Annotated in this window: 11 protein-coding genes and 1 pseudogene; 5 read left to right on the forward strand and 7 right to left on the reverse strand. The window is 55.6% G+C overall.

Going from position 1 to position 14696, the window contains the following annotated elements; translation table 11 throughout:
* Nucleotides 1-109 precede the first annotated feature (109 nt).
* Entirely contained in the window at nt 110-1888 is a 1779-nt protein-coding gene (locus tag AC2FAP_RS09910) for an adenine deaminase (RefSeq protein WP_449541835.1), read from the forward strand.
* A 20-nt stretch (nt 1889-1908) separates the two neighbouring features.
* Complete coding sequence (locus AC2FAP_RS09915; RefSeq protein WP_032678560.1) at nt 1909-3252, forward strand: NCS2 family permease; 1344 nt, start codon at nt 1909-1911, stop codon at nt 3250-3252.
* Here the strand turns inward: AC2FAP_RS09915 and AC2FAP_RS09920 are convergent.
* From AC2FAP_RS09920 to AC2FAP_RS09930, 3 genes and pseudogenes are all read right to left on the reverse strand, one after another.
* A pseudogene (locus AC2FAP_RS09920) lies at nt 3249-5446 on the reverse strand (polysaccharide biosynthesis tyrosine autokinase). The gene AC2FAP_RS09915 and the pseudogene AC2FAP_RS09920 sit on opposite strands and share 4 nt — an antisense overlap.
* The gene (locus tag AC2FAP_RS09925) at nt 5446-5895 is read right to left on the reverse strand and encodes an arsenate reductase/protein-tyrosine-phosphatase family protein (RefSeq protein ID WP_272456172.1); all 450 of its coding nucleotides are present in this window, start codon (nt 5893-5895) and stop codon (nt 5446-5448) included. The pseudogene AC2FAP_RS09920 and the gene AC2FAP_RS09925 overlap by 1 nt, the downstream one beginning before the upstream one ends.
* The gene (locus AC2FAP_RS09930) at nt 5895-7034 is read right to left on the reverse strand and encodes a polysaccharide export protein (protein ID WP_449541833.1); all 1140 of its coding nucleotides are present in this window, start codon (nt 7032-7034) and stop codon (nt 5895-5897) included. Before AC2FAP_RS09930 ends, AC2FAP_RS09925 begins: the two co-directional genes overlap by 1 nt.
* Nucleotides 7035-7523: 489 nt before the next feature.
* Here AC2FAP_RS09930 and AC2FAP_RS09935 point away from each other — a divergent pair, with 489 nt between their 5' ends.
* Both AC2FAP_RS09935 and AC2FAP_RS09940 read left to right on the forward strand, forming a co-directional pair.
* Nucleotides 7524-7856 (forward strand): RcnB family protein, encoded by a 333-nt coding sequence (locus AC2FAP_RS09935; protein ID WP_008500887.1) that lies wholly within the window; start codon nt 7524-7526, stop codon nt 7854-7856.
* Nucleotides 7831-8286: a GNAT family N-acetyltransferase gene (locus AC2FAP_RS09940; protein WP_014170875.1), complete on the forward strand. Its 456-nt coding sequence runs from the start codon at nt 7831-7833 to the stop codon at nt 8284-8286. The genes AC2FAP_RS09935 and AC2FAP_RS09940 overlap by 26 nt, the downstream gene beginning before the upstream one ends.
* Nucleotides 8287-8380: 94 nt before the next feature.
* Here AC2FAP_RS09940 and apbC read toward each other — a convergent pair whose 3' ends face one another.
* Complete coding sequence (gene apbC, locus AC2FAP_RS09945) at nt 8381-9490, reverse strand: iron-sulfur cluster carrier protein ApbC (RefSeq protein ID WP_020883218.1); 1110 nt, start codon at nt 9488-9490, stop codon at nt 8381-8383.
* 137 nt (nt 9491-9627) lie between these two features.
* Here apbC and metG point away from each other — a divergent pair, with 137 nt between their 5' ends.
* Nucleotides 9628-11661 carry a methionine--tRNA ligase gene (gene metG, locus AC2FAP_RS09950; RefSeq protein WP_020883217.1) on the forward strand — a complete coding sequence of 678 codons (2034 nt, stop codon included), beginning with the start codon at nt 9628-9630 and terminating at the stop codon, nt 11659-11661.
* A 64-nt stretch (nt 11662-11725) separates the two neighbouring features.
* Here the strand turns inward: metG and AC2FAP_RS09955 are convergent, their stop codons facing one another.
* The 3 genes from AC2FAP_RS09955 to AC2FAP_RS09965 are packed head-to-tail and all read right to left on the reverse strand — an operon-like array spanning nt 11726 to nt 14647.
* Nucleotides 11726-12196, reverse strand: a complete 471-nt coding sequence (locus AC2FAP_RS09955; RefSeq protein ID WP_449541832.1) for a YehS family protein — start codon at nt 12194-12196, stop codon at nt 11726-11728.
* 52 nt (nt 12197-12248) lie between these two features.
* Nucleotides 12249-12968 (reverse strand): two-component system response regulator BtsR, encoded by a 720-nt coding sequence (btsR, locus tag AC2FAP_RS09960; RefSeq protein WP_020883216.1) that lies wholly within the window; start codon nt 12966-12968, stop codon nt 12249-12251.
* On the reverse strand, nt 12962-14647 hold the full coding sequence (locus AC2FAP_RS09965) for a sensor histidine kinase (protein ID WP_025203652.1): 1686 nt from the start codon (nt 14645-14647) through the stop codon (nt 12962-12964). Before AC2FAP_RS09965 ends, btsR begins: the two co-directional genes overlap by 7 nt.
* Nucleotides 14648-14696 lie beyond the last annotated feature (49 nt).

Genomic DNA, 14696 nt, shown 5'->3' on the forward strand with positions numbered 1-14696 from the left:
CGTCACAGAATAACCCGGGGTTATCGGGCGATAAATTTTATCAGCTGGGCAAACGTTTGCCGTGTGCATAGAGTAGCGTCATTATTTTGATGCTGGAACTGTTAATTGCATGACTGCTGAAACCCGACGCCGCGCCGTTCAGGCTGCACGAGGCGAAATGCCCTTTGACCTGCTGCTCACCGATACCCGTATTGTGGATATGGTCACCGGTGAGATCCGCGAAGCGGATGTTGGTATCGTGGGCTCACTGATTGCCAGCGTCCATCCGCGCGGCAGCCGCAAGGACGCGTATGAGACCCACGCGCTGAACAACCAGTTTCTGTCGCCAGGGCTGATGGATACCCACGTCCACCTTGAAAGCTCCCATCTTATGCCCGCCCGCTACGCGGAGATTGTGCTTGCACAGGGCACCACGGCGGTCTTCTGGGATCCGCATGAACTGGCCAACGTGCTGGGCATTGACGGCGTCCGTTTTGCCATTGAGGCCAGCCGCAATCTGCCGCTGCAGGTGATGGTCGCCGCGCCTTCAAGCGTGCCCTCAACGCCCGGCCTGGAAATGTCCGGGGCGGATTTTGCCGGAGACGAGATGAACACCCTGCTCGGTTGGCCGGAAGTGCGCGGTGTGGCTGAAGTGATGGACATGCACGGGGTGCTTAATGGCAGCCAGCGTATGCTTGAAATTATGCAGGCCGGGCTCGACAGCGGAAAGCTGATTGAAGGCCATGCCCGCGGTCTCAGCGGTGCGGATTTACAGGCTTATCTGGCAGCAGGCGTGACTTCTGACCATGAGTTAACGTCGGCTGACGATGCGCTGGAAAAACTGCGTGCCGGGCTGACGCTGGAGATCCGCGGTTCGCACCCTTATCTGCTGCCCGATATTGTCAGCGCCCTGAAAACGCTCCCCCATCTTTCGTCTCACATCACGGTTTGCACCGATGATGTTCCGCCAGACATCCTCATGGAAAAAGGCGGGATCATCGCGCTGCTGAACCTGCTGATTGAACATGGATTAGCGGCCACCGACGCACTGCGTTTTGCAACGCTCAATGCGGCCATTCGCCTGCAGCGTAACGACCTGGGGCTGATTGCCGCCGGGCGTCGCGCGGATCTGGTGGTGTTTGACTCGCTGGATAAACTGACGGCGCGCCAGGTCTACGTCGCCGGAAAGCTGATTGCCCGGGACGGGGCAACGCTCGAACCTGTTGTTGATACGCCTCTTACGTTGCCGCGTGATACCGTACGGTTGTCTGCCCTGACCGCTGGTGATTTTTGCATGCGCATTGGCAACGCGAACCATGGCGTGGCTCGCTTGCGCCACATCTGCGGCGCGCGCTTTACCCGCTGGGGTGAAACAGATGTGCAGGTGCGCAACGGGTGCGTGCAGATCCCGGACGGCTTTAGCCTGATCTGGGTTCAGCATCGCCATGCCCGACATGCAGCAAAACCGCAAATTGCCCTGCTTGAAGGCTGGGGGGAACTGCGCGGGGCGATTGCCACCAGCTACTCGCACGACTCTCACAACCTGGTGGTTCTGGGCCGCGATCCGAACGATATGGCGCTGGCTGCCAATACGCTTATCAACAGCGGTGGTGGCATGGCGCTGGCGCAACAGGGTGACGTGATTGCCCACGTTGCCATGCCGATTGCGGGCATGCTGTCGGAACTGCCACCTGCCGAGCTGGCGCTGCAGTTCAGGACGCTGCGCGATCGCAGCAGTCTGATTGCCGACTGGGAACCGCCGTATCGGGTCTTTAAGGCCATCGAAGGAACCTGCCTTGCCTGTAATGCCGGGCCACATTTGACCGATCTAGGACTGACCGATGGCAGCACGCGCCAGATTGTCGATCCGCTGATTTCTTACCGGGAAACCCCGGACAACACACAATAATACCAAAGGAGAGCCGGATAATGGCCGACAATACCGTTAATTCACCAGCACCAGGGCGCTGGCTTGAACGTCGTTTTGCACTCCGTGCACGTGGGAGCACCGTGCGCACCGAGTGCCTGGCGGGTATCACCGGTTTTCTCGCCGCCGCCTATTTGCTGGTGGTGATCCCGGGGCTGCTGGCCGTGGGAGGAATGGACAAAGGCGCCGCGACCACGGGCACCATTCTGGTCTTCGTTGCCGGGACGCTGCTGATGGCGTTTTACGCCAACCTGCCGTTTATCGTCGGGCCAGGAATTGGTGGCTCGGTGCTGGTCGGGGTGACGCTTGCGGGCAGTGAAGGCATTGGCTGGCAAATTGGTCTGGGTATCGCCTGCTGGTCGGGGATTTTATTCTTCCTGCTGACCCGGTTTGGCCTGCGTGAAGTGGTGACCCGCTCGGTGCCGCAGTCCATCAAGCTGGGGCTGACGGCCTCCATCGGGCTGTTTGTCGCCGTACTCGGTTTCCGCAACGCCGGGCTGGTGCTGGCGAATGCCAAAACGAACGCACTGATGCTGGGAGATTTTTTATCACCCGGTGCGCTGGTGGCGTTGCTCGGCCTGTTCCTGGCTATCGGCCTGCAGGCTCGTCGTATTCCGGGTGCGATCCTGTGGGCTATCCTGCTCGCGACCCTCGTGGGTATTCCGATGGGCGTCACGAAATTACCCGCCAGTTTTATCGATGTGCCCCACTCCATCGCTCCCGTCCTCGGGCATGTCGATATGCTGGGCGCGCTGAATATTGCCTTTCTGCCGTTCCTGTTTGTCTTCTTCGCCTCCGAGTTTTTCTCCACCATGGGAACAACGCTGGCGGTGGGCGGGGAAGCAGGGCTGCTGGATGAAGAAGGCAATATGCCGAACATTAACCGCCCGTTTATGGTGGACTCCATTGCCGCCGCGATTGGCCCGTGGGTAGGCATTCCTGCCGCCACGGCGCTGATTGAATCGTCCGCAGCCGCAGAAGCCGGCGGCAAAACCGGCATGACCGCGCTGGCCGCGGCGGTAATGTTCCTGCTGATGCTGCTGTTTACCCCTGTGGCGCTGATGATCCCGAAAGAAGCCACGGCGCCCGCCCTGATCCTCATCGGGCTGAATATGTTTAGCGGTTTACGTAAGGTTGATCTGGCGAACTTCACCGACGGCTTGCCGGTGTTGATGATGGTGATGATTACGCTGATTGCCAACAGTTTCGGGACCGGTATTGCGGGCGGGCTGCTGTTTTATATCGTTATCAAAGCGATTGCCGGGAAATGGCGCGATATCCCCGTCGGTCTTTGGATCCTCGCCATTCCCCTGGTGTATTACTTCGCCACGCTGGTGAAGCACTAACCCTCACGCCGCTTTTCCTTCGGGGTATAGCCGTAGTCGAAATGGCTATACCCCGCGCTGTAATACAGCGCCGCAGATTTCACGATATCATTGAGAATGGCACCGTTCACCTGCACACCCATCTGCTGCAGACGCTTTACACAGTTTTCCGTCTCTTTCACGTTGGTTTTACCAAAGCGGGCAACCAGTAACGTGGTTGCGGCCACTCTGGCGATCAGCACCGCATCGGTCACGGCCAGCACCGGCGGTGTATCAACGATAACAACGTCATAGTGTGCATTCATCCCCGACATCACCTCCTGGAAGCGTTCTCCCATGAGCAGCTCCACGGGACGTAACGGCTGGGGACCACAGGTCAGAACATCAAATCCCGCCTTATCAACGCGCTGGATCGCCTCCTGCCACGCCACATTTCCCTCAAGGACAGCGGATAATCCGTGATGGTTGTTCAGCTTAAAGAGATTATGCACATAGCCTTTACGCATATCCGCATCGATAAAGAGCACCCGCTTTCCGGCCTGAGCCGCTATGGATGCCAGTGACGTGCTGACCAGCGTTTTGCCGCAATTCTGCGTGGGGCCCGTAATCACCACGATCTGGTTTGAGGCATCCATCATCGTGAAATGCAGGCTGGTACGCAGTCCGCGCATCGCTTCAACAAACATATCCGCTGGCCGGTCTGTGGGCAGGAAGGGGATATCCGAAGTTTTGTGTTTCCCGTGGGGCGCCAAAAAGTGCTTTCGGCGCAAATGCGTTTTTTCCACAGCCAGACCGAGCGCGGCAGCGTCGCCAGAACCGGCATCCCCTGCTCTTCTATTTGCTCAGACGAGGTGATCCCTCGCCGACAGGCAGTACGAACCAACACCCAACCCATGGAGACCATCAGCCCTAGCAGCACACCAGGCAGAATAATAAGCGCTTTACGGGGCTTTATTGGCTCAGGTTGCGTAACCGCGGTATCAATGATCCGCACGTTGCCGATGGCGCTGGAGCGTGAAATGTTCAGTTCCTGTTGGCGTGTCAGCAGCTGCAGGTAAATGGTACGCCCGGACTCGACATCACGGCTCAGGCGCAACACTTCCTGCTGGGTAGAAGGCATAGATGAAACCCGGCTGTTCAGGCGCGCGCGTCTCTCTTCGAGCGTTTGTCGCTTCTCCCGTAATGCGCGATAGGTCGGGTGATCCTTTTTGAAAAGCTGAGAAACCTCTGCCTCACGAAAGGTCAGTTCGTTGAGCTGATTTTCCACGTTAACGACCTGATCCAGTACGGACTTCGCCTCAAGGGATAAGTCGACGGAATCGCGCTTCGCCCGATAGGCATTCAGTCGTGCTTCGGCCTCATCCAGTTCGTGGCGGACCTTAGGCAACTGCTCCTGTAAAAACGCCAGACTTCGAGAATCCTGTGCCTCCTGGCGCGCAATATTCTGGCTGAGATAATTTTCTGCAATCGTATTGAGCACCACTGCTATCCTGTCCGGATCCTCACCCGTCAGCGTCAGGGTGATCATACCGCTCTGTTTACCGGATTCCGCGACAAAGAGTCTCTTCTGCAGCGCGTTAATTGCCTCAAGCCTGGTAAAGGCTTGAAGGGTAAATTGGGTCCCCGGCTCCGCGCTGAGCGAGGTCACCAGAAGCGTGACCCCGTCTTTCACCAGCCGTTTGCCAACCCTACCGTCAGCCTTAAGCGTCTCCCCTTCCAGGCGATACCGGCCCTGCCCCAGTGCGGTCAGGACAACCGCTTGCGGTTTCCCCTCCTGCTGGGGCAGGGTAAGCTCACCTATCGTCATGTTGCCCGGTTTACCGCCGCGTAGACGTTCCCAGAGGCGCCCCACAACCGGGAGAACGCGCTGTTTTACCTGATATGTCAGCCCCAGATTATCAACGGTTCCCCCCAGGATCATGCGCGATTTAAGCAGCAACAGTTCAGGTTCAGCGTCGGGTGAAAGGTCAGACCCAAACTGGCTTAAGCTTTTAAGCAACGAGTTGTCCTGCTTTGCTTCTATCTGTACCAGGGCATCCGCCTGGTAGACCGGCGTGGCGCTAAACGCGTAGAGCCCCGCGCACACCGTAAACAGGAGCGTGACCAGCCCGATTAGCATGCGGTGATCAATCATCTCAGCAAGTAGCTGCATAAGATCGATTTCATTACTGTGCGGTGCGGCAGCACCGTATTTGTCTGATGTATGAGAAGACATTAACGCTTAATTCCTTTTTGACCCACACGACGAGCCCATTCCTGACTGGCTTTTACCAGTTGCCCGAAAATATATTCAAACGCTTCACGACTTTTGCGGTAAGGATCGGGAATGTCCTTGTTTTCCAGCCATTGGCCAAACAGCAGCGATTTTCCACGACATTCGGGTGACACGGCGGCAATAAAACGCAGGTGCTCCGGCTCCATCACCAGAATCAAATCGGAGGTTTGCAACATGCTGCGCGTCATCTTGCGTGCCACATGCCCCTCCAGCGAAACGCCGTAACACCGGGCCACCTCCCGTGCAGTTGCATCCGCCGGGCGTCCTTCAAATCCGTAAATCCCAGCCGATGTCACGAGTCTGCCGGGCAGCTGTTGTCGCAACAGCCGCTCCCCCATCGGCGAACGGCAAATATTGCCGGTGCAAACCACTAAGATTGAGTTGAACATTATTGCGGCCATGAACGGATGAAGCGGACGGTTTCGGTCAGGTCATGGACACCGCTGATGGTGGGTACCAGCTGGGTGATCACGCGATTCCAGCGTGACAACGGCGCGGTGGTGACGTAGACAATGTCATACGGTTCCAGCTGGAATTCCGTCCCCAGTACCATCGCGGAGGCATCCTTCGCATTGAGCTGATAGATATTGGCAATTTTGTCCGTCGCCCCTTTTTTCGCTACCGAGCGAATAACAAAAATCCCGGTTGCATCGGCCATATTCTGATCCAGCCCACCTGCATTCCCCAGGGCTTCCGCCAGGGTCATTCCGCTACGATCCATCTTCAACGTGCTCTGCTTCACCACCTCGCCCATCACGAACACTTTTAAGGCATCGTTACGCGGAACAAAGAGGATATCGCCCGGATACAGCAGCTTATTCTGGCTTAAATCACCGTGCTGCATCAGCGCATACAGCGAAAGGCGCGCGTCCTGGCCATTATGCGTGAGGACCACGTTACGCCAGTCGGCATCCGCGGAAAGCCCACCTGCGGCGTTGACTGCGTCCATTACCGTCAACGGAATATTGGTTATCGATTGCTGGCCTGATTTTGCCACCTCTCCCGTCACATAGGCTTTTTGTGAGCGGAAAGACGCCACGCTGACATCCACCTGCGGGCTCTCAATGACCTTCTCCAGTTGCGCGGTGATTGCTTCACGCACCTGCGCGACCGTTTTGCCTGCAACATGCAGTTTTCCGACGTAGGGATAGAAGAGCGTTCCATCCGCATTCACCCAGTTACCCGCGTCACTCGCGGCACGATACTGCCCTGCGGGCGTGGTTAATTCCGGATGATCCCAGACAGTGACCGTCAGGATGTCGCCGGTGCCTATGCGGTATTCCCAGTTTTTGACCTGCTCATCCAGAGTAGGATTTGCCTGAGATTTGAGGACAGGCGGTCGCAATCTTTCAATGAGCGCCGGGGTCAGGGGATAAATTTCCACGTGTTGATCGAGCTGATAATTTGTTTCTCCGTCAGTCATGACTTTTTTCCCGGTAATGCTGAGATCCTGACCTGGCGAAAATACGCAACCAGTTAACTGGCCGACTGAAAGAAATAAAAGTGAAAATAGCGTTGTATTTTTCATTTATATAAAAAGTTCTTTTATTGTTGTGTTTGTTGTTAAACAGATAAAAAATAAATTCATTTACATTAAAATTTTCAACGGGTTATTGTTTTAGCAGACGTATTACAAAAAACAAACAACGTTTCCCTTCTTGGCGATAAAAAAGCAAAATCGTTCCCATTCTTTTGAAAAAAATGGAAAGAGATTGATGTCATACGGAGGCGATATTAAATGTTCTTACGTGGGAAAGCATGCGTTGAACAGTCCATTTGCGAAGTGAGAAGGTATTTTCAGAATTGATTAATGGAATAATAAATATTGGAAATATCAAATTCGTGAGATATTGACCGTAGTGATACTGCACGCGTCATTACGACTACACAAAACCGTCCACTTTTGTTACATTTTTTTTCAAACACACCATGCTTTGGTACTTAAAATGGACCGTCTGCCTCGCGTTCCATGAACCCGCAGACGAAAAGTATCTGTAACGATATCACTGGAGAAAAAATGGCTAAGCGTAAATTGCTGCTTCTGGGTGTATTACTGTCTCTGGCGGGTTCCGCGTTTTCTGCCCCGCAAACCGCCGCTGCGCCATCAGGCATTAAAGCCTATGAGGAACAAGAGTTCATCGCTGATTTCACCAAATTCAAGATTGGCGACACCGCACCGGCGCAGTATCAAACGCCTGAGTACACCATTAAACAGTACCAGCTGCGTAACCTGCCGGCCCCGGATGCGGGTACCCACTGGACCTATATGGGCGAGAACTACGTCCTGATTGGCGATGCAGATGGCAAAATCTACAAAGCCTACAATGGAGATATCTTCTATCACCGCTAATGACATTTTAATCCGGCCCTGGCAGGAGAGCGATCGCCCCTTTTTGCGAACACTCTATCTCCACGCGCGGCGCGAGGCCTGGCCATGGCTGGACGGTTCCGAGTGGCAGCTTGAAGACTTTGACGCGGCAACCCGCGACGAAGTGATTTGGGTGGCCGTTCAGGACGGTCATCGACTGGGTTTTGCGTCGGTGTGGACGAACGACAATTTCCTGCACAATCTGTTTGTCGATCCGCAGTATCAAGGTCTGGGCGTCGGTCATTTGCTCCTTGAACAGGTGCAAAACGCGTTCACCAGTACGGGTTCGCTGAAGTGTCTGGTAAAGAATGACCGGGCTGTTGCCTTTTACCAGCGCCATGGCTGGCATATTGAAGCGAAGGGTGACTCGCCGGAAGGTGAGTACTTTTTAATGCATTACGTACAGCGTTAAACGCGGGTGACGCTTCGCTGAGCCGGCCTACAACACGTTATTTCCGTAGGCCGGGTCAGGCGCAAACGCCGCCCGGCAATTCAGACTAAAGCACTCACACCGCGCGAAACGCAATTTCACTCGGGATGACTTCGCCCTGCCAGTAAAGCTGCGCCGCAACGCGCCCCGCCAGCTGTCGATACATTTCTGCAAATTCACTGTCCGGACGGCTGACGACCGTCGGCTTCCCGCTGTCCAGATCTTCACGCAGCGAGATGTGCAGCGGCATCTGCCCAAGCAGTTGGGTGTGATACTGCGCAGCCAGTTTTTCTGCCCCACCGGTGCCAAAGATAGGCTCATGGTGTCCGCAGTTGCTGCAGATATGCATGCTCATGTTCTCGACAATACCCAGCACCGGCACGTCCACTTTCTCGAACATCACGATGCCTTTTTTGGCGTCGATCAGCGCAATGTCCTGCGGGGTGGTCACCACGACCGCTCCCGTGACCGGAATGTTTTGCGCCAGTGTCAGCTGAATGTCACCGGTGCCCGGCGGCATATCCAGCACCAGATAATCCAGATCGGGCCACATTGTCTCCTGCAACATCTGCATCAGCGCTTTGCTGGCCATCGGGCCACGCCACACCATGGCGTTATCGTCTGTCACCAGATAACCAATGGAGTTGGTTGCCAGACCGTGGGCCATGATCGGTGCCATGTGCGTGCCATCCGGCGAGGTTGGGCGCTGGTTTTCCGCGCCCAGCATGTTAGGCACAGACGGTCCGTAAATATCGGCGTCCAGAATACCGACTTTCGCCCCTTCGGCTGCCAGCGCGAGCGCCAGGTTTACCGCCGTGGAGGATTTACCCACCCCACCCTTGCCTGAACTGACGGCAATGATGTTTTTCACGCCGTTAACGCCCGGGTGGTTTTTCACACGCTTGAGGGTGGCGATGCTGTGGGTCAGCTTCCAGTCAATGGCTTTCGCGCCGGTAATGCGCAACAGCTCAGAGCTGGTTTGCTCTTTCAGCGCGTCGAACGCGCTGGTCCAGACGAAGGGCATCTGCAGCTCGATGTGCAGCGTATCGTCCAGCCATGCGACATGGTGTAACGCTTTCAGCGTGGTGAGATTGTGCTTCAGGGTTGGATGCTGAAAGTTAGCCAGCGTCCCGGCGACCATTGCTCTTAAGGCTTCCGGTGATTTGGCCTGGGATTGAGAACTCATCCCGACTCCTTTGTTCTTGTGAATAAGACCTTAGATGAACAAGTTTACCTGAAAGGCCGTGGTTTGTGCTTACTTAATAATGCCCCTTTTGGTAATATCAAAAACCCTTTTCACAGTTAAAAGAAGTAATGCCTACTATGACTCAAGTCGCGAAGAAAATTCTGGTAACGTGCGCACTGCCGTACGCCAACGGCTCAATCCACCTCGGCCACATGCTGGAGCATATCCAGGCTGATGTCTGGGTCCGTTACCAGCGAATGCGCGGCCACGAGGTTAACTTCATCTGTGCGGACGATGCCCACGGCACGCCGATCATGCTGAAAGCGCAGCAGTTGGGGATCTCTCCAGAGCAGATGATTGCCGAAATGAGTCAGGAGCATCAGACCGATTTTGCGGGCTTTGACATCAGCTATGACAACTATCACTCCACGCACAGCGACGAAAACCGTGAGCTGTCGGAGCTGATCTACTCTCGCCTGAAAGAGAACGGTTTTATTAAAAACCGCACCATCTCTCAGCTGTACGATCCGGAAAAAGGCATGTTCCTGCCGGACCGCTTTGTCAAAGGTACCTGCCCGAAATGTAAATCACCGGATCAGTATGGCGATAACTGCGAAGTGTGCGGCGCAACCTACAGCCCGACCGAGCTTATCGATCCGAAATCTGTTGTTTCGGGTGCCACACCGGTAATGCGTGATTCCGAGCACTTCTTCTTCGACCTGCCGTCCTTCAGTGAAATGCTGCAGGCGTGGACCCGCAGCGGCGCGCTGCAGGAGCAGGTCGCGAATAAAATGCAGGAGTGGTTCGAATCCGGTCTGCAGCAGTGGGATATCTCCCGCGATGCACCGTACTTCGGTTTCGAAATTCCCAACGCACCGGGTAAATACTTCTACGTCTGGCTGGATGCGCCAATCGGGTACATGGGCTCCTTCAAGAACCTGTGCGACAAGCGCGGCGACACCGTCAGCTTTGACGAATACTGGAAGAAAGATTCCGACGCCGAGCTGTATCACTTTATCGGCAAAGACATTGTTTACTTCCACAGCCTGTTCTGGCCGGCCATGCTGGAAGGCAGTAACTTCCGTAAACCAACCAACCTGTTTGTGCACGGCTATGTGACGGTCAACGGCGCGAAGATGTCCAAATCTCGCGGTACGTTCATCAAAGCCAGCACCTGGCTGAACCACTTCGACGCGGACAGCCTGCGTTATTACTACACGGCGAAGCTCTCTTCTCGCATCGACGATATCGACCTGAACCTGGAAGATTTCGTGCAGCGCGTGAACGCCGACATCGTCAACAAAGTCGTGAACCTGGCTTCCCGTAACGCAGGCTTTATCGCCAAGCGTTTCGACGGCGTGCTGTCTGCCGAACTGGCCGATCCTGAGCTGTACAAAACCTTCACCGACGCCGCCGCGGCGGTTGGCGAAGCCTGGGAAAGCCGTGAGTTCGGTAAAGCAATTCGTGAAATCATGGCGCTGGCTGACGTGGCTAACCGCTACGTTGACGAGCAGGCTCCGTGGGTTGTCGCGAAACAGGAAGGCCGCGACGCCGACCTGCAGGCGATCTGCACCATGGGCCTGAACATGTTCCGCGTGCTGATGACCTGGCTGAAGCCGGTACTGCCACAGCTGGCCTCCCGCGCTGAAGCGTTCCTCAACACCGAGCTGACCTGGGATGCTATCCAGCAGCCGCTGCTCGGCCACAAGGTGAATACCTTCAAGGCGCTGTACAACCGCATCGAGATGAAGCAGGTAGAATCCCTGGTGGAAGCGTCTAAAGAAGAGGTGAAGGCTGCCGCTGCGCCGGTGACTGGCCCGCTGGCAGACGATCCGATTCAGGAGACCATTACCTTTGATGATTTCGCCAAGGTCGATCTGCGTGTCGCACTGATTGAAAACGCGGAATTTGTCGAAGGCTCGGACAAACTGCTGCGCCTGACGCTGGATCTGGGCGGTGAGAAGCGTAACGTCTTCTCCGGAATCCGTTCTGCCTATCCTGATCCGCAGGTGCTGATTGGCCGTCAGACCGTGATGGTCGCCAACCTGGCACCGCGCAAAATGCGCTTCGGCATCTCGGAAGGCATGGTGATGGCGGCAGGTCCTGGCGGGAAAGATATCTTCCTGTTAAGCCCTGATGAAGGCGCCAAACCAGGTCAGCAGGTGAAATAATAAAAAAGCCGGAGATAATCTCCGGCTTTTTTTTGCCTCTTCATCCTTCACGCCCTGGTACCACTCACGGCTTAGCGTGATGCACCCGGTGAGTCAGTCCGCGTAAAAAATAACGCAAAAACTGGTCGCCGCACTCGCGGTAGTTCTTATGGTCCGGCGCACGCATCATGGCGGTGATCTCCGGCATCGACACGCGGTGCTTCTGCTCTGTCATAATCGCCAGAATGTCGTCTGTTTTCAGTGAAAACGCGATACGCAGCTTTTTCAGCACCGTGTTGTTATTCACCCGACGCTCAAGCGCCAGTTCTTGTGCTGAGTCATCTTTCCCGCGCTTGTCGTAGATGAGGCCGTTCAGGAAGCCAGACAGGATAATGTCAGGGCAGCGAACAAACCCCTCTTCATCCTCTTTTGTCATCCAGGTGTCGAAACCGGCAGAGGTGGACTCCATGCCAGCAAGCGCAAGAATGCGCACCATATCGTTATTGTTTGCTTTCAGGGTGTAGCGCAGGCTACGGAGAATATCATTACTGAGCATGGGTGCCTTTAACTTAACTGTCGATGATGCAATGGGGCGCAGTGTACCAGTTTTACAGGCCGATCGCCTCTTTCAAACTCTTAAGGTAGCGGCGACTGACGGGGACGGTTTGCCCGGCACGCAGCACCAGCTCTGCCTGTCCGTTGTCTTCCAGCCGGATCTCTTTCAGGTGCGCCATGTTCACCAGATACTGGCGATGGCAACGAACGAGCGGCGTTCGGCTCTCCAGCGTCCGCAGCGTCAGCTCGGTAAAGCCTTCGTTCCCCTCCGCGCTGGTAACAAAAACGCCGCTCAAACGGCTGCTGACAAACGCCACATCGTCCATCTGCAGAAGGTAAATCCGACTGTGGCCGGTGCAGGGGATAAATTTCAGCGGCTGCTGGTTTTCCGGCAACAGCGTGACATCCTGCACGGTGCGCTCCTGGCGCAAACGGCTGAGGGTCTTTTCAAGACGCTTCTCTTCAATCGGTTTCAGTAAATAATCGAATGCGTGCTCCTCAAAGGCTTTGACGGCGTACTCATCGAAGGCGGTCAAAAACACAATGTAGGGGCGATGCTCCGGGTCGAGCATTCCGACCATCTCCAGGCCGCTAATTCGGGGCATCTGAATGTCGAGGAACAGCACGTCCGGGCGCAGTTTGTGCACGGCGCCAATAGCCTCAATGGCGTTTGCGCACTCCCCCACAATCTCAATGTCAGGCTGCTCCTGCAACAGAACGCGCAGGTTTTCCCGTGCTAACGGCTCATCATCCACAATCAGCACTCTTAGCATGCGTTTTCCTCCAGCGGCAGTCGTAACGTAATACGGGTGAATCGGTCGGGCTCACAGGCAACGGTAATGCCACAGTCATCACCAAAGTGCGCGCGCAGGCGTTTATCCACCAGGCTCATCCCTAATCCGCCTGAGGTGGAAGGCACATAAAGCCCGGCGTTATCTTCAATATCCAGCACCAGATGATGGTTAAAGCGGCTGGCGGAAATGGTGATCTCCCCAATTCCCAACAGCTGTGACGTACCGTGTTTAATGGCGTTTTCCACAATAGGCTGCAGGGTAAAGGCCGGAAGATGCTGATACGCCAGCTCATCCGGGACGGATAACGACACCTGCAGACGAGTCTGGAAGCGTGCCTGCTCAATCTGCAGGTAAGCATTAACGTGTTCTATTTCATCGGCCAGGGTCACAATCTCGGACGGACGTTTAAGGTTTTTGCGGAAAAACGTCGACAGGAACTGAACCAGCTGCGCCGCCTGATCGCTGTCGCGGCGGATCACCGCTTTGAGCGTATTAAGCGCATTGAACAGGAAATGCGGATTCACCTGAGCGTGCAGGAGTTTAATTTCGGATTGCGTCAGCAACGCTTTCTGACGCTCATACTGCCCGGCGAGGATCTGCGCGGAGAGCAGCTGAGCGATGCCCTCTCCCAGCGTACGGTTGATAGAGCTGAACAGACGGTTTTTCGCTTCATAAAGCTTGATGGTGCCCATTACCCGCTGGTTTTCCCCGCGCAGCGGAATGACCAGCGTGGAGCCCAGTTTGCACTGCGGGTGCAGCGAACAGCGGTAAGGAACTTCGTTGCCGTCGGCATACACCACTTCGCCGGTTTCAATGGCGCGCAGCGTATAGGCGGAGGAGATCGGTTTCCCGGGCAGATGGTGGTCGTCGCCCGTGCCGGTAAAAGCCAGCAACCGTTCACGGTCGGTTATCGCCACCGCGCCGATATCCAGCTCCTTATAAAGCACCTGCGCCACCTTCATGCTGTTCTCTTCGTTAAAGCCCTGACGCAGGATCCCCTCCGTCGAAGCGGCGACCTTCAGGGCCGTCGCGGAAAACGCCGAGGTGTACTTCTCAAACATGGCGCGCTTGTCGAGCAGAATACGCATAAACAGCGCAGCACCCACGGTATTCGTCACCATCATCGGGGCGGCGATATTGCTCACCAGATGAAGCGCATCGTCAAACGGCCGGGCAATCAGCAAGATGATGGCCATTTGCGCCATTTCAGCGACAAAGGTGATCGCCCCGGCGGTGAGCGGGCTAAAGACTTTATCCGGACGACCGCGCTTAATCATGTAGCTGTGAACCAGGCCGCCGAGCAGCCCTTCGACGATCGTTGAGATCATACAGCTCAGCGCCGTCATGCCACCCATCGAATACCGATGCAGGCCACCGGTTAACCCGACCAGCCCACCGACCACAGGGCCGCCAAGCAACCCGCCCATCACGGCACCGATGGCTCGCGTATTGGCAATGGAGTCTTCGATATGGAGACCAAAATAGGTTCCCATAATGCAGAAAATAGAGAAGGTCACGTAGCAGAGCAGCTTGTGCGGCAGGCGTACGGTAACTTGCATCAGCGGAATGAACAGACGCGTTTTACTCATCAACCAGGCGATGACAAGAAACACGCACATCTGCTGAAGCAACAGCAGCACCAGATTAAACTCGTACATACTCAAAACCGCACACCCTCAAAACGCGTAACATACACTGCTGGCGGTA

The sequence above is a fragment of the Enterobacter cloacae complex sp. 394I7 genome (genome assembly GCF_057320345.1).